Here is a 14843-nt window from a genome sequence, read left to right as displayed (position 1 = left end):
TCGCCGCATGCGTGATCGCCCCGCGGGCCGCATCGGGTCGTTGGACGGACTCCGTGGCGTCGCCGCCGCCGTCGTCCTAATCCACCACGGACTCCTCGTGGTGCCGACGCTCTCCGACGGCAACAACGGCCAGCCGATCCCGGCGAACCGCGCCTGGCTGGTCGACACGCCCCTGCACCTGTTCTGGGCCGGCGGCGAAGCGGTCTTCGTCTTCTTCGTCCTGAGCGGTTTCGTGCTGACGCTCCCCGCACTCCGTCGCGCACAGGACTGGATCGCCTACTACCCGAGCCGCCTGCTCCGGCTCTACATCCCCGTGATCGCCTCGGTCGGTCTGGCACTGGCACTGTTCCTGCTCGTCCCCCGGACCCCCGAAGCCGGGGCCTCGGGCTGGCTGCTCCGGCACGTCGAACCGCTCACCGCCGGCGGCCTGCTGGGCGACCTCACCCTGGTCGCGCCGACCCGACTCAACAGTCCGCTCTGGTCGTTGACGTGGGAGGTCGCGTTCTCCCTCCTGCTGCCGCTCTTCGTGCTCATCGCGAAGGCCACGAACCGGGTGTGGTGGCTCACCGCGATCGCCGCGCTCCTGCTCTCGGCACTCGGTCGGCAGTACCGCGAGGACTGGCTGATGTACCTGCCGATGTTCCTGCTCGGGTCCGCCCTGGCAGCCGGGTGGGAGCGGATCCCCGAGATCCGGCGTGGCCCGGGCTGGGCCCTCGCCGTGCTGGCGGTGCTCGGCATCACGTTCGAGTGGTGGCTCCCCCGCTCGCTGGTCGGCATCCACGTCCCGATGGTGGTCGTCGCCTCGGCCGGGCTCATCGTCCTGCTGTGCGGGAAGTGGCTGCCGGCGGAACGCGTGATGCTCGGACCGGTCCCCCGGGCGCTCGGACGGCTCTCGTTCAGCCTGTACCTGGTGCACGAGCCGATCACGGTGTCGGTCGCCTACCTGCTGCCCACCTCGGTGCCGTGGCTCACGATGCTCGTGGCGATCCCGGTCGCCGTCGTGGTCGCCGGGCTCTTCGCCCGGCTCGTCGAGCTGCCGGCGCACCGGCTGGCCAAACGGGTCGCGCGGACCATCACGGCGCGACGCGGACGCGTCGGCGGCCCGCCCGCCCGCGCCGACGACGCACGGCTCCCGGACGACGACCGCCGCGCAGCCTGACGGACGTCAGGTCGCGGGAACGGGACGGAACGACCCTGCGGGCCCGGAGGCGCGTGACGGCGCCGCCACGCGCCTCCAGACCGCCCGTGGTCGCGTCACCTGGTCGAGGGGACGCTCCTGACTACCGGGCGCGCGCGGCGGTGAGCAGGGTGCGGTACCGGTCGCCGACGGCGCCGACGGTGTGTGCCGCGGCAGTGTCGGCCGCTGCGCGGCCGAGCCGTTCGGCCAGCGCGGGATCGGCGAGCAGGCGGTCGATCGCCGCCGCGAGCGCACCGGCGTCGCCGGGTTCGACGAGCAGTCCGTTCACGCCGTCCTCGACGACATCGACGATGCCGGGGACCGCCGAGGCGACGATGGCGCAGCCGGCCGACATGGCTTCGAGGAGCGCCACCGGCAGGCCGTCGCGGTCACCGTTGGCGGCCGGCACCGACGGGTAGAGCGCGATCGCCGCCTTCGCGTACTCGGACGCGAGCGCTTCCTTCCCCTGCGCTCCGAGGAACGTCACGGCCGAACCGGCACGGGCCTCCAGCTGGGCGCGCAGCGGACCGTCCCCGACCACGGCCACCTCGGTCGGCTGCTCGGCCATGCGGTCGAGGGCGTCGAGGAGGACGGTCGCGCCCTTCTTCTCGACGAGGCGGCCGACGAAGAGCACCCGGCCGGGCACCCGGGCCTCGCGCTCGACGGCGCGCGTGATCGGGTCGAGGTCGACACCCATCGGGACGACGTGCACCTGGTCGTCACGGGCGCCGAGCTTCCGGAGTTCGCGCGCCATGTCGGTGCTCATGCAGGTGACCGACGCGGCGCTGCGGATGACGGACCGCTTGACGGCCTGGAGGACCGGGTGGCGCAGCGCGTACAGGTCGCCGCCCAGCGTGGTCACGACGCGGGGCAGGTCGCCGAGCACGACACGGCCGACGGCTCCCTGCGGGATGATCCAGTGCAGCAGCGCGACGTCGGGCTGCGAGCGGCGACGCTCGCGCCGGAGCGCGGCGGCCATGCACACGAAGAAGAACGGGACCTGCAGCCAGCGGGACTTCTTCGCCCGCAGGTTGTCGACGATCGCGCCGTCCGCCAGGTCACGCCAGCGCGACGGGAAGTAGCCGAACCGACGGACCTCGACGTCCCCGATCCGCTGGTGGGCGCGGGCGCCCTTCGTCATCGGGGCGACCACCACCACGCGGTACTCGTCCGACAGTGCCGTCGCCAGGTCGAGCACGAAGCCGGGCGTGCCGTCGCCGGCCTCGGCGGGGAAGGTCGACGCAGCGACGAGCAGGGTCGGGCGGAGTTCCGGATCGGGTCGCATCCAGCGCGCTCCCTTAGAGTTGTCGGTCGATGGACGCACAACAGCCTACGGGGTCGGCCGCGGGGTCCCCGGACCCGCTCGACACCTCCGCCGACGCCGCGATCGGCGCCGTCCCGACGACCGGACGGCGGGCCCGTGTGCTCACCGTCGTCAAGTGGGTGGCGGCCGTCGTGGCCCTCGCGTTCCTGGTCTGGAGCATCGCGCGGCAGTGGGACGACATCGCTCGCGACTTCGTGCGGCTCGACGCCCTCACGATCGTCCTCGGCGTCGCCGCGACGATCGTCGCCCTCGTGGCGAACATGCTCTCCTGGCGGGCCATGATGTCGGCGAGCGGGTTCCGGGTGCGCCTCGCCGCGGCGTCCTCGATCTTCTTCGTCGGCCAGCTCGGCAAGTACATCCCCGGCGGCGTGTGGTCGATCGCCGCTCAGGCCGAACTCGGGCGCGCACACGGCCTGCAGCGCACCGGCAGCGCCGTCGCGGCGCTGGCGTCGATGCTCGTGAGCATGGTCACCGCGGCCGTCGTCGGGATCGTCGCGGTCCTGCTGGCCTCCTCCACCGGGTTCGCGACGTTCTGGTGGCTCATCCCGGTCATCGTGGTGGGGCTGGTCTGCCTGACCCCGCCGGTGCTCGGTCGCCTCATCGCCGTCGCGTTCCGGGTCCTGCGTCGCCCCGCCCAGGACACCACCCTCACGTGGACGGGCACCGTCATGTCGCTCGTCTGGTCGCTCGTCATGTGGCTGGCGTACGGCGTCCAGGCCACCCTCGTGCTTCGGGTCTTCGGGGCCGACTCGCCCGCGCTCTTCCCGGTGGCCGTCGGCGCGTACGCCGTCGCCTGGCTCGTGGGGTTCGTGGTCGTCATCGCCCCGGCGGGCATCGGGCCGCGCGAGGGCATCCTCGTCCTGCTCCTCGGCAGCGTGGCCGGTGGATCGGCGCCGCTCGCCCTCGCCGTCATCAGCCGGGTCTTCATGACCATCGGAGACGTCGTGCTGGCCGGGGTCGGCGCACTGCTCGCAGCGCGCCACCGCCGGAAGTCGGCCGCCGCCGCGCTGGGCGGTGGCGCCCCGGGAGCGCCCCGTGCCGACTGATAGGGTCGGCGTTCGGCCGCGCCGCGCGCACGGCAGCACCACGAGGAGGCGCACCACATGACAACGCTCCACGTCATCGTGGACCAGGTCGTCGCCCCGGTCCCCGGAGGCATCGGTCGGTACGCCGAAGAGCTCACCCGCCACCTCATCGAGCACGCCCCCGTCGGCTGCGAGGTGTCCGGGGTCGTCTCGGCGGTGGGCCGCGACGAACTCGCCCACATCCGGACCCTGCTGCCCGGGCTCGCCGACCTCGACCGGCTGCCGCTCCCCCGCCGCGAACTCTCCCTCGCCTGGCAGGGCGGGATCGTCGGCGGCCTGGCGAAGGGCATGGTGCACGCTCCGAGCGTGCTCGCCCCGTTGGTCCGGCACGACCGTTTCCAGGACCCGGGCCGGCAGACCGTCGTCACCGTGCACGACACGGTCCCGTGGACCAACCCCGAGACCCTGACGCCGCGCGGCGTCCACTTCCACAAGGCGATGGTCAAGCGTGCGTGGAAGCACGCCGACGCCGTGGTGGTGCCGACCCACGCGGTCGCGAGTGCGCTCAACGAGATCCACCGGTTCGACGACCGGCTCCGGGTCATCGGCGGAGCGCCGAGCGGGCGGCTCCGGCTGCCCGTCGACGCCGTTCTCCGCGCCGAGCGGCTCGGGCTGCCGGAGCGGTACGTGCTGGCCGTCGGCACGCTCGAGCCACGGAAGGCGCTCGGATCCCTGATCGAGGCGATGGCGCACCCCGACGCGCCCGCCGACATCCCCCTCGTCATCTCCGGCCCGGACGGTTGGGGCGACGTCGACGTGTACGGCACGGCGGAACGAGCCGGTCTCTCGCGTGACCGGGTGAAGGTCCTCGGGCGGATCGACGACGCCGACCTCGCCGTGGTCTACGACCGGGCCACCGTGTTCGTGTTCCCGAGCCTGGCCGAGGGGTTCGGCCTGCCCGTCATCGAGGCGATGAGCTTCGGCACCCCGGTCGTGCACTCGGACGACCCCGCCGTGTCCGAGGTCGCGTCGGACGCCGGCGTCACGGTCGCCCGTGGTCCGAAGGAGTCCTACCCGGAGCGGCTCGCGCAGGCCGTCTACCAGGTGGTCAACGACCCCCTGCTCGCCGGGCAGCTGGCCGTCGCCGGCCCCGATCGCGCACGCATGTACGACTGGAGCGATTCCGCCGCCGAGACCTGGCAGCTGCACGCCGACCTCTGACGGCGTGCAGCTGCCCGTCCGGCGGTCAGCCCGTGTACGAGTAGGTCGTGACCCAGTCGATGTACAGGTGGCCGAGCCCGCCCCAGTTGCCCACCTGGAACATGTAGCGGTGCGCGGTGGTCGGGACGTCCTTGGTGATCGTCTTGATGACCTTCCCGTCGAGCGAGTAGGACACGGACTTCCCGGGGATCCACTCGATCGAGTAGGTGTGCCACGAACGCCACGACGTCCCGGTGCTCAGGCTGGTCGCCGTCGCTTCACGTCCGGGCGTCATCGAGTGCTGGTGCAGCATCGGTGCGGACTCGAAGTTGGACTCCGGGTAGTCGATCTCCCCGTCCGACCACTTGTCCGACGTCGGCCACAGCATGAAGGCGGCGCCGTTCCCGTTGCCACCGGCGGCCATGGCGCGCACCGTGAACTTCCCGCCCTTGTGTCCCCACGCTCCCGTAGGCGAGCCGAACGTGCCGGCGGCCCCGCGCTTGCCGTCGAGACGGACGTCCATGTTCCCGTTGATCGCACTGATCTGCGTCCCCGAGTAGTACATCCCGCCGGTCCCGTCGGGGTAGGGCTGCCACGACTTCGCGTAGGACGCGGCGAACTTCCCCTTGGCCGCCGCGGTCGTGCGGAAGTCCTCGCGGAAGGTCTGCTTGAACTTGCCGATGTTCCCGACCGGCGCGGACGTGTTCGCTGCTGAGGCGGCGCTCCCCTGACCGAACGGCCCGGCGACCAGCACGACTCCCAGGAGCACGACTGAGAGTGCGGCTCTCGTGATCGCGCGTTTCTGCATGAGCTGTCACTCCCTGACATGACGATTCGCACCCGTTCCCGTGGGTGCCGGACGGCCGACCCTCGGCCGTCCGCGGTCCACGGTAGTTGCGTTGTCCATCCTGCGCGGGGGGTTGACTTCGCCAGGGCGTCCCCAGTACGAGGGGTGCCGGATGGTGCGGGGAGCGCAGCGGACGTCAGAGGGAGTCGCGGAGGCGCGCGGCCTTCTCCTCGACCAGGCGCTCGAGTCCTTCGGCGTACTCGGTGAGCCGCGCCGCGACACCGGGCTCGGAGGACCCGATGATCCGTGCGGCGAGCAGTCCGGCGTTCGCCGCGCCGTTGATCGCCATCGTCGCGACCGGGATGCCGGCGGGCATCTGGACGATCGACAGGAGCGAGTCGAGTCCGTCGAGCCGTGCGAGCTGGACGGGCACGCCGATCACGGGCAGCGTCGTCATCGAGGCCACCATGCCGGGCAGGTGGGCAGCCCCACCGGCACCGGCGATCACGACACGGATGCCCCGCTGGGCGGCACCCCTGGCGAAGCGGGTCATCTTGTCGGGGGTGCGGTGCGCGGACACCACGTCCGCCTCGAACGGGATGCCGAGCTCGGCGAGGATGTCGGCCGCAGCCCGCATGGTCGGCCAGTCGGAGTCCGATCCCATGATGATCGAGACGAGCGGCTGTGCTGGGGCTGCGGAGTCGGTCACACGCCGAGCCTAGCCGAGCAGCACCCGCCGCCAGGTGTCACCGTCACGGCCGATCGTCCGCGCATCGCGGACCCACCGCTCGGCCCGTTCGTCGGGCGCCCCACGCTCGACCGCGCCGCGGACGGCTGCCCGCCAGGCGTCGACGTCGTCGGGGACCCCGACCGCTCCGTACCGCCCGGCCACGGCGTACGACGGCCGGTCGGAGACCACGGCCGGCAGCCCGAGTGCCGTGTACTCCAGGAACTTCAGGTCGCTCTTCGCGCGGTTGAACTCCTCGTCGCGCAGCGGCGCGACCCCCGCGCGCCAGCGCGCGCGGTGGGCGACGAGCCAACGGGAGAACGCCGGGTAGTGCCCGTCGGGCACCTCGATCCGGCGGAACCAGTCGGCGTCACCGTCCTCGGTGACGCCGATGACCTCGAGCCGGATCGGGGTGCCGTCGGCGGTGGTCAGGTCGGCGAAGACGTCCCTGAGCAGTTCGAGGTCGGCGGCGTGGGTGAGCGTTCCCATGTACAGCACGCGGTGCTCGCCGGTCGGCCGTTCGTCGTCGTCCTCGGTCGCGCCGGACGTCCACAACCCCGGGTCGAGGGCGTTCGGCACGACCACGACGTGCCGGGCGACGGGACGCACCACCTCGGCGAGCTCCGGCGTGCTCACGATCACGGTGTCGGCGCCGCGCACCAGGGCGTCGATGGAGGCCAGGCGGTCCGGGTCGTACTCGGCACGGGCAAGCCGTGCCCGGCCGGACGCCGTGAAGAAGTCGTCGTCGACCTCGGCCACCACCCGGATCCCCCGCCGCGCCGCGGTCTCGAGGAAGGGCTGCACGACGGTGCGCGGCAGGACGTCGCGCTGCACGAGGACCGCGGTGTACGCAGTGGTGTCCGTGCCCGCGACGAAGGCCACGGGATCGACCTGTCGGACCTCGGCGGCACCGGCGGACGACAGGTGCTCCACACGGCGCACGACGCGCACGTGGGCGGACGCGGGGTGTGCACCGCCCCCGCCCGCGACGACGTACCCGAGGACCGGCAGCGGCGCGGCCGGAGTGGCCGGCGCCTGCTGCTGCTCGGGCTGACGCTCGTGCTCGGCATCGGGACGCGGGGCACCGACGACGGCGCGGCGGAGTCGACGGGCGGCCCGGCGGAGGAGATCACGCGGCATGGGTGCCATTCTCCCGCACCCGCCGGACGGTCGCGGTCGCCCAGGCAACCGCTCCGGTCGCGGTCGCGGTCGCGGTCAGCGCACCTGCACCGTCGCGCACCCCAGCGACGTGTCGCCGCCCTTCCCGATCCCGACCGCGGTGAGGCACACCGACCGCTTCCCGGACGCGACCGGCACCGACCCGGTGAACCCGTGGTGCTCGCCGCCGCCGTGGACACGGTCGACGTCACTGCGCTGCCGGTCGGCGACGAGACTGCCGACGACCCGGCCGCCGACGCTGACCCGCACCGTGACCGGACGCTGCACGGCGTCACGGTCGAACGCCCACCCCCGGACGCTGACCCGGCCGGCGGATCCCGACGACGCCGCGTCGCGTCGGCCGACCGGGGCTGCGACGGGCACCGTGATGCTCCGGCACGGGCTCGCCGTCCGGTCCGCGCCGATGTCGATGTTCCGGGCGATCGCGCACACGGTGTGCTTCCCCGCCCCCGCGGCCACGATCTCGGCGAACCCGTGCGCAGGACCGGCGCCCCAGGTCCGGTCGACGTCGGCCCGGGCCCGACCAGCGGACCGGGACGCGACGACCCGACCGTCGACCGTGAACGCGACCGTGCTGGCCGTGTCCGGAGCGTCCCCGTCGAACGCCCAGCCCGTCACGGCAACGCCACCGACCGCGACGCTCACCGACTCGAGGCCGACGTACGGGTCGTGCCGGTGGGCACGCACCCTCGCGCACCCGAGGTCGGCGTCGGACCCCGCGCCGATGTTCACCGCGGTGACGCAGACCCGGCGGAAGCCCTCGGCGGCCGGCACCGCGGTGTCGAACCCGTGGGTCTCCCCGACGCCGTACGCCGCGTCGACGTCCGGGCGGGTGCGGTCCGCGCTCAGCACGCCGGCGGAGACACCGTCCACCGTCGCCCGGACCCGGACCGGTTGCGTCGGGTCGTCCTCGTCGAAGGCCCAGCCGCGCACGCGGACACCGCCTCCGGCACCGACGACGGCCTCGAGCGCGCCGCGCGGGGCCAGGTCGGCGGTCGGCACCCCGAGCCGGGCGTTCGCGACCAGCGCCTGCGCGTAGGCCGAGAACCACTTGCCGGCGGCCGGGGCACCGTTGCAGGTGCCGTCACTCGCGCCGGGGGTCTTCACCCACAGCAGGGCGTCGAGCGCCGTGCCGTCGGACACCACCCGGGGCGAGGTGCCGAGCCCGGCGCCCGGCCCGTTGCACCAGGTGCCGCGCCAGCCCTGCCCGTTGCGCGAGGTGTCGATCACGTAGTGCGAGCCCCCGGTCGCGGCCGACACCTTCTGCGCGTACGCCTGCTCCTGGGCGGTCGGGTAGTAGTTCGCGACGTTCGTGAAGAACCCCCGGGCCTGCTGCACGCCCGCGCTGTTCAGCCGCGACGCCATCAGCGCAGGCTGCACCCAGTTCGAGTTGCCGGCGTCCAGGTAGGCGGGGACCCCGGCGGCGGTCAGCCCGGCGACCGTGCGGGAGAGGATCCGGTAGCGCTGCTCGTCGAGCGCGGTGCTGCACTTGGCATTGCTGAGCATCGCGAGCGAGTCCGGTTCGACGATGACGGCTGCGCGGTGCCCGGCGAGCGCCGCGGTGACCTGGTCGACCCAGGCGTCGTAGGAGCGCTCGTCGAAGCCGCCGGCGGAGTACCCGCCGCAGTCGCGGTCCGGGATCGCGTAGAGCACGAACACCGGGGTGGTGCCGGACTGCTCAGCCCCGGTGAGGGCGGTGCTGATGGTCTTCGTCAGCTGCGTGCCCTGGCTCCAGTCACCGAGCCAGGTGGCGACGGGGTAGCCGGCGATGGTCCCCGCCGCAGCGGCTCCGGCCGGGTCGGTGGCGGCGAGGGCGGCCTGCGCCTTCGCCGCCTCGCTCGTGGGCGACCGGTACGGCCCGGCGCCGTAGAGCGACGCGGACGTGGCCGAGCGGATGGTGGCGGCCGAGGTCGCTGCGGACGCGGTCGCGGTCGGCAGCAGTCCGGCGACGGCTGCGACGAGGGCGACGGCGGCGCCGCAGACGGCGGCACGGCGCGGGCGGCGGCGCATGGAGACTCCCTGGACGGTGGGCGCGGACCCTTCCAGGGGAACACGCGCTCCCGACCCCCGCCAGCCTCCCGAGCGGGTGGCACCCGAGGGGGTGTCCGCAGAGCGACCGACAAGTGTGTCCCGCACCCGTGACGGACGGGAGGCCCGTGGCGGCGTCGCCACGGGCCTCCCGTCCGTCATCCGGTCACGTCGAGGACGCGACCTCAGTCGTCGAAGTGCGCCGCGGCCGCACGGGCGCGGTAGACGACCTCGTCGACGTCGTCGCCGAGCACCGTGACGTGCCCGATCTTCCGGCCGGGCCGGGGCGCCTTGCCGTAGAAGTGGTACTTCGCCTCGGGGAAGGCCTCGAGCGCTGCGGGGTACCGGGCGGCGAGGTCGCCGTCCGCGGGTCCGCCGAGCACGTTCACCATGACGGACGCCGGGGCGAACGAGCCGGTGGCTCCGAGCGGCAGGTCGAGGACCGCTCGCAGGTGCTGCTCGAACTGGCTCGTGGTGGCGCCGTCGATGGTCCAGTGCCCGGTGTTGTGCGGACGCATCGCGAGCTCGTTGATCAGGATGCGTTCGTCGTCGGTCTGGAACAGCTCGACGGCCAGCACGCCGGTCACCCCGAGTTCTTCGGCGATGCGGACGGCGATCGACTCGGTCAGGTCGGCGATCCGGCCGGCGCTGTCAGGGGCCGGTGCGATGACCTCGGCGCAGACCCCATCGCGCTGCACGGTCTCGACGAGCGGCCAGGCGACGACCTGTCCGGAGGGTCGGCGCGCCACGGACTGCGCGAGCTCGCGGGTGAAGGGGACGAGCTCCTCGACCAGGAGGGCCTGGTCGCCGCCGGCCTCAGCCACGGCGATGAACCAGTCGTCGACGTCGGAGGCGTCGGAGACGACCCGGACGCCCTTGCCGTCGTAGCCGCCCCGCGGGGTCTTGACGACGGCTCGGCCACCGTGCTCGGCGAGGAAGGCACGGAGTTCGTCGGGACCGTGCACGGCGGCCCAGTCGGGCACCGGCAGCCCGAGTTCGCTCAGCCGGCGGCGCATGGTGATCTTGTCCTGGGCGACGGCCAGCGCGTCCGGACCGGGGTGGACCGCCACGCCCGCGGCGACCAGGCTGCGCAGGACGTCCTGCGGCACGTGCTCGTGGTCGAAGGTCACGACGTCGACCTGTCGGGCGAACTCGAGCACCGTGGCGGCCTCGTGGTAGTCGCCCTCGGCGGTGGCGGCGATGCCTGCGGACATGCCCGGCCCCTCGGCGAGCACCCGGATGTCGATCCCCAGTTCGACCGCGGCCGGCACCATCATCCGTGCCAGCTGTCCCCCACCGATGACCCCGACGCGCAACGCCATGCTGTGTGATCCTTCCGGCGCTCCCACCGTGCGGTGTGAACGCGTTGTCTACAATCGCTGTTCGGGTCGCGCTCTGCCCGACCGGTCACAACTCTACGGATCCTGGAGGGCTCGTGCGGCGTCTCATCGCCCAACTGGCACGCTTCGGCGTCGTCGGTGCCGTCGGCTTCGTCGTGGACACCACGGTGTTCAACGTGCTGCGGTCGACCCTGCTGAACCCGGACGACGTGCACTCGGGACCGTTCTGGGCGAAGGTGGTCTCGACGACGGTCGCCATCTTCGTGAACTGGATGGGCAACCGGTACTGGACGTTCCGCGAGCAGCGACGGGCCGTGGCCACCCGCGAGGGGGTCGAGTTCGTCGTCGTGTCCCTCGGCGGCATGGTCATCTCGCTCGGCTGCCTCGCCGTCTCCCACTACGTCCTCGGCTTCACGTCGGCGCTGGCCGACAACATCTCCGGCAACGTCATCGGGCTGCTGCTGGGCACCGTGTTCCGCTTCTGGCTCTACAAGGTGTGGGTCTACCACCCGGAGCGCGCCGGACGCACCGGACCGGACGAGCGCACCGGAGCCGACACCGTCGAGGACGCGACCGTCGCCACGACGGCCCGGTCCGAGGCGTCGGGCCACTAGTCTCGAAGCGATGCAACAGGCACCGCACCCCATCGTCACCCGGGCGGAGGCCCTGCGGACCGCGGCGCTGACCGCCGCGTTCGGTCTCTGGCTCGTCCTCTGGGCGCTCGTCGTGCCGGTGTTCCAAGCACCGGACGAACCGGCCCACTTCGACGCCGCCCTGCACGTCGCGACCGGCTCCGGCTGGCCCGACCCGGGCACCCTGCACGTGTCGAACGCCGTCGCGGCCGCGCAGCAGGAGCAGGCCTCCGCCGATGCATCGTCCTGGTCGACCGTCAGCGCGTTGCTGCAGGAGCACCCCGGCGACTCCCCGACGGTGAACCAGATGACCCAGCACCCACCGACGGCGTACCTGGCGGACGCCGCCGTGCTCCGGGTCCTGCACCACGGCTCGTTGCGCTGGGACCACGCGCTCGTCGCCCTCCGGCTCTTCGACGCCGCCCTCGTGTCCCCGCTCGCGCTGCTGACGTGGGCAGCGGTCCGCCGTGTGACCCGCTCGCCGCGCGCGGCACTGTTCGGCGCGCTCGCCCTGTTCGCCGTGCCGCAGCTGGCGTCCGTCGGCGCGTCGGTGACGAACGACGCCCCGGTGCTCCTGCTCGGCGGCACGGTGGTGTGGCTCGCAACCCGGCTGCTCACGGGCGACCTCCGCCGCCGGACCCTGCTCGCCCTCGCCGTGGCGCTCGGACTCCTCGTCGCGACGAAGGGCACGGGACTGCCAGCGATCCCCTTCGTGGCGCTCGTGGTGCTCCTCGCGGGCGCGGGCACGCTGACCCGTGGTGCACGCTCCTTCCGGACGGGTGCCGCACTCGTCGTGGCGGGGGCGATCGGCGCGTGGTGGTGGGTGCGCAACCTCCTCGTGTTCCACACGCTGCAACCCGACGGCTACGCCGCGATCCGGCCGGACCGTCCGTTCCCAGCGGGTGAGCAACCGTCACCCGGGCACTTCCTCGACGTCAGCTGGGGAACGCTCGCGCGGACGTTCTGGGGGTCCCCCGGTCAGCGGGCGCAGGTGAGCATCGGTGACACCCTGACCGCCGTCCTGACCGCCGTCGCCCTCGTCGTGCTCGTCGGCTGGGCGTTCCGGCGCGGACCCACCCTGGTGCCGGCGGTGTGTCTCGCGGTGTTCCCCGGACTCCTGCTGCTGCTGCAGACGGCGAGCAGCGCCCGGGCGTACCTGGACACCACCGAGGTGGCCGGCACCCAGGGCCGCTACCTGTTCCCCGCACTCGTGTGCCTCGTCGCGCTCAGTGCCCTCGCGTGGCGGCGGCTCACGGGGCCGGGCGCCGGACGGACCGTGCTCACCCGGTCGCTCGCCGTCGCGCTGCCGGCGGTGGGGCTCTGGGGGCTCGCCGTCGTCAGCGCCTGGTTCTGGAACGCCGCCGACGGCCCCCTGTCGGCGACGAGCGTCGGGCGGTACGCGGCCACCGGTCCGGTGCCGTTCGCCGTGGTGCTCCTGGTCGCGGTCCTCGTCGCAGCCGGGATCACGGTCGGCGTGGCCGGGGTGTGGCGGCCGTGGCCCGTCGGCGTCAGCGCTCGGCGACCCGGATGACGTCCACGGAGCAGGACTGCTGCGGGGCGCCCTTGGCGTCCGAGCAGACCTGGTACACCGGGAACGAGCCGACCACCGCTCCGATGGCGGAGTAGTCGCGGACCTGCGGGTCGCGCGGGTTCGTGTAGTTCAGGAAGTACTGCACGCCCGCTTCGCTGAGCAGGCCGACGAAGGCCGGGTCCTGGTAGTCGTACGCCTGCCCGTCCTCGCCGTACATCTGCGCACCGAGCCGGAACGCCACGAGCACCGTGTTGCGGGTGTTCGTGCCGAGGATCCTGCTGCCGGCGGGGATGACGTCGGACGCCAGGAGCGCGTCGACCAGCGGCTCGTCGGGGTCGATGACCTCGCCGAGGACCTGTCCGGCCGGGATGCCCGACGGGCGGACGTCGTACGTCGAGAACGGGGCGCGGACTCCGTTCACGTTCTGACTGTACGAAGCGACCACGACCAGCACGCAGCCGAGGACGGCGACGACCTTCCGGATGCGTCGGCCGCGCCGCACCGCGCGCCAGAACGTGGGCAGCAGGGCGCCGGCGACGAGCACCGAACCCGTGAAGAGCGGCAGGTAGTACCGCGCGTTGCCGCCCGCCGTGTCCACCGTCGCGATGCCCGCGTACCCGAGCAGGTACACGCCGGAGAACAGCCCGACGATGCTCGCGAAGACGAACCGCCGGTAGTGCACCACCCCGGCGACGGCCGCACCGACGAACACCACCCCGATGGCCAGGGTGAAGGGCGCGAACGAGCCGATGCGGGTGAAGTAGAAGGGCAGCGCTTCGAGGCGCTGCTCGACGTAGTACCGGACCTTGCCGACGAGCGTCGTCGTGTTGCTCTCGTCGGGCTCGGCCGCGACCGGTGTGCCCGCAGGCAGCCGGACCGGCAGCTCGCGCTCGGCGGTGTACACGCCGGCCTCGTACAGCGACGGGGTGCGGTCCTCGTTCGGCGACACCGCCAGCCCGTTCGGCGGCGAGGGGATGCGGACCTCCTGGTAGTCCTTGCCGGACGTGTCGGAGAACTTCTTCGAGACGTTGACCGTCAGTGACGATCCGAGCTCGATGCCACCGAACTTCGCCGACAGCGCCCCCACCCAGGGCGCGGAGAACAACACCGCCGTCAGGAGCGCGACCACCGGCAGCAGCAGCGACCGCGGTTCTCGTGCGTCCCGCCGGTCCTGGAACCACCGGACGAGCGCCCACGACGGCACCACCACGAGGAACACGGGGACCAGGAACGCCTTCGTGCAGTACCCGATGGCGCACACCAGTCCGACGACCGCCGCGGCCACGACGATGCGCCGGACCGAGCCGTGCCAGGCGCGGTCCGCCGCGAGCAACGACCACACGAAGAGCAGGCCCCACAGCAGCACGAGGGTGTCCGGCGTCTGCAGGGCGACGTTCGCCAGCATCAGCGGGGCGGTCGCCACGATCGACCACGCGGCGGTCCAGCCGTTGCCGGTCGTCCGCAGCAACAGCCACGCGCCGATGCCCATCACGGCGGTGCTCGCCGCCAGGTTCACGATCGCGAACGCCGTGCTCGGTCCGGACCCCATGACCAGGAACGGTGCCATCAGCCAGGAGACCATCGGGGACCAGTAGCCGTTGACCGCCTCGGCCCAGTGCCCGCCGGCGTACTGCTCGGCGATCGACATGTACGAGATGCCGTCGATGTTGGTCACCTCGAGCCGCGTGCGGTACGCCACGACGCCGACCAGGACCGCGGCGACGAGCAGCAGCGCAGCGTTGGCCAGGATCGAGGAACGCGACGGGTGCCGCCCCTCGTGGAACGCGCCGAACCGACGACGGTGACGCTCCCGCTCCCGCGTCCGTGGCCCGGCCGCGTGCGCGACAGCACGTGGCGGCACGGTCGTCCCCGTGTCTGTGTCCGCGATGCCCG

Annotated in this window: 12 protein-coding genes; 5 read left to right on the top strand and 7 right to left on the bottom strand. The window is 72.9% G+C overall.

Translation table 11 applies throughout. The features are described 5' to 3' along the window. The first annotated feature begins 7 nt into the window (after positions 1-7). Entirely contained in the window at positions 8-1159 is a 1152-nt protein-coding gene (locus tag DEJ27_RS04080) for an acyltransferase (RefSeq protein WP_110861237.1), read from the top strand. 121 nt (positions 1160-1280) lie between these two features. On the opposite strand, the gene DEJ27_RS04075 is transcribed toward DEJ27_RS04080, so the two are convergent. Beyond that, positions 1281-2462, bottom strand: a complete 1182-nt coding sequence (locus DEJ27_RS04075) for a glycosyltransferase family 4 protein (RefSeq protein ID WP_110861239.1) — start codon at positions 2460-2462, stop codon at positions 1281-1283. A 29-nt stretch (positions 2463-2491) separates the two neighbouring features. On the opposite strand from DEJ27_RS04075, the gene DEJ27_RS04070 reads away from it, so the two are divergent. Then, positions 2492-3547: a YbhN family protein gene (locus DEJ27_RS04070; protein ID WP_110861241.1), complete on the top strand. Its 1056-nt coding sequence runs from the start codon at positions 2492-2494 to the stop codon at positions 3545-3547. 57 nt (positions 3548-3604) lie between these two features. After that, entirely contained in the window at positions 3605-4747 is a 1143-nt protein-coding gene (locus DEJ27_RS04065; protein ID WP_110861243.1) for a glycosyltransferase family 1 protein, read from the top strand. Between the two features lie 25 nt (positions 4748-4772). Here DEJ27_RS04065 and DEJ27_RS04060 read toward each other — a convergent pair whose 3' ends face one another. The 5 genes from DEJ27_RS04060 to DEJ27_RS04040 all read right to left on the bottom strand — a co-directional run bounded on the left by DEJ27_RS04060 (position 4773) and on the right by DEJ27_RS04040 (position 10769). Next, entirely contained in the window at positions 4773-5495 is a 723-nt protein-coding gene (locus DEJ27_RS04060) for a glycoside hydrolase family 16 protein (RefSeq protein WP_258370290.1), read from the bottom strand. 214 nt (positions 5496-5709) lie between these two features. Next, positions 5710-6177, bottom strand: coding sequence for a 5-(carboxyamino)imidazole ribonucleotide mutase (gene purE, locus DEJ27_RS04055; RefSeq protein ID WP_071244222.1), 468 nt, complete (start codon positions 6175-6177; stop codon positions 5710-5712). A gap of 54 nt (positions 6178-6231) precedes the next feature. Continuing rightward, positions 6232-7380, bottom strand: a complete 1149-nt coding sequence (locus tag DEJ27_RS04050) for a glycosyltransferase (RefSeq protein WP_146238564.1) — start codon at positions 7378-7380, stop codon at positions 6232-6234. Positions 7381-7455: 75 nt separating this feature from the next. Then, complete coding sequence (locus DEJ27_RS04045) at positions 7456-9429, bottom strand: glycoside hydrolase family 6 protein (protein ID WP_110861251.1); 1974 nt, start codon at positions 9427-9429, stop codon at positions 7456-7458. A gap of 203 nt (positions 9430-9632) precedes the next feature. Continuing rightward, the gene (locus tag DEJ27_RS04040; protein WP_110861253.1) at positions 9633-10769 is read right to left on the bottom strand and encodes a 5-(carboxyamino)imidazole ribonucleotide synthase; all 1137 of its coding nucleotides are present in this window, start codon (positions 10767-10769) and stop codon (positions 9633-9635) included. 113 nt (positions 10770-10882) lie between these two features. On the opposite strand from DEJ27_RS04040, the gene DEJ27_RS04035 reads away from it, so the two are divergent. Together DEJ27_RS04035 and DEJ27_RS04030 are read left to right on the top strand one after the other, a co-directional pair. Beyond that, positions 10883-11401: a GtrA family protein gene (locus DEJ27_RS04035; protein ID WP_110861255.1), complete on the top strand. Its 519-nt coding sequence runs from the start codon at positions 10883-10885 to the stop codon at positions 11399-11401. Positions 11402-11411: 10 nt separating this feature from the next. Beyond that, a complete protein-coding gene (locus DEJ27_RS04030) occupies positions 11412-12950 on the top strand; it encodes a DUF2142 domain-containing protein (protein WP_110861257.1) in 1539 nt (512 codons plus the stop codon). Here DEJ27_RS04030 and DEJ27_RS04025 read toward each other — a convergent pair. Continuing rightward, complete coding sequence (locus tag DEJ27_RS04025) at positions 12928-14811, bottom strand: hypothetical protein (protein ID WP_111090376.1); 1884 nt, start codon at positions 14809-14811, stop codon at positions 12928-12930. The two genes, DEJ27_RS04030 and DEJ27_RS04025, sit on opposite strands and share 23 nt — an antisense overlap. Between the last annotated feature and the right edge of the window lie 32 nt (positions 14812-14843).

The organism is Curtobacterium sp. MCPF17_018 (assembly GCF_003234135.1).
In the GTDB taxonomy this organism is placed as follows: domain Bacteria; phylum Actinomycetota; class Actinomycetes; order Actinomycetales; family Microbacteriaceae; genus Curtobacterium; species Curtobacterium flaccumfaciens.
The sequence above is the reverse complement of the archived record's forward strand: the minus strand, read 5'-3'. Positions and strand labels throughout refer to the sequence as shown.

Bases quoted from the DNA above. Each gene is read 5' to 3' on its own strand.
- DEJ27_RS04080 (WP_110861237.1), top strand. From the start codon at position 8: ATGCGTGATCGCCCCGCGGGCCGCATCGGGTCGTTGGACGGACTCCGT.
- DEJ27_RS04075 (WP_110861239.1), bottom strand. From the start codon at position 2,462: ATGCGACCCGATCCGGAACTCCGCCCGACCCTGCTCGTCGCTGCGTCG.
- DEJ27_RS04070 (WP_110861241.1), top strand. From the start codon at position 2,492: ATGGACGCACAACAGCCTACGGGGTCGGCCGCGGGGTCCCCGGACCCG.
- DEJ27_RS04065 (WP_110861243.1), top strand. From the start codon at position 3,605: ATGACAACGCTCCACGTCATCGTGGACCAGGTCGTCGCCCCGGTCCCC.
- purE (WP_071244222.1), bottom strand. From the start codon at position 6,177: ATGGGATCGGACTCCGACTGGCCGACCATGCGGGCTGCGGCCGACATC.
- DEJ27_RS04050 (WP_146238564.1), bottom strand. From the start codon at position 7,380: ATGCCGCGTGATCTCCTCCGCCGGGCCGCCCGTCGACTCCGCCGCGCC.
- DEJ27_RS04045 (WP_110861251.1), bottom strand. From the start codon at position 9,429: ATGCGCCGCCGCCCGCGCCGTGCCGCCGTCTGCGGCGCCGCCGTCGCC.
- DEJ27_RS04040 (WP_110861253.1), bottom strand. From the start codon at position 10,769: ATGGCGTTGCGCGTCGGGGTCATCGGTGGGGGACAGCTGGCACGGATG.
- DEJ27_RS04030 (WP_110861257.1), top strand. From the start codon at position 11,412: ATGCAACAGGCACCGCACCCCATCGTCACCCGGGCGGAGGCCCTGCGG.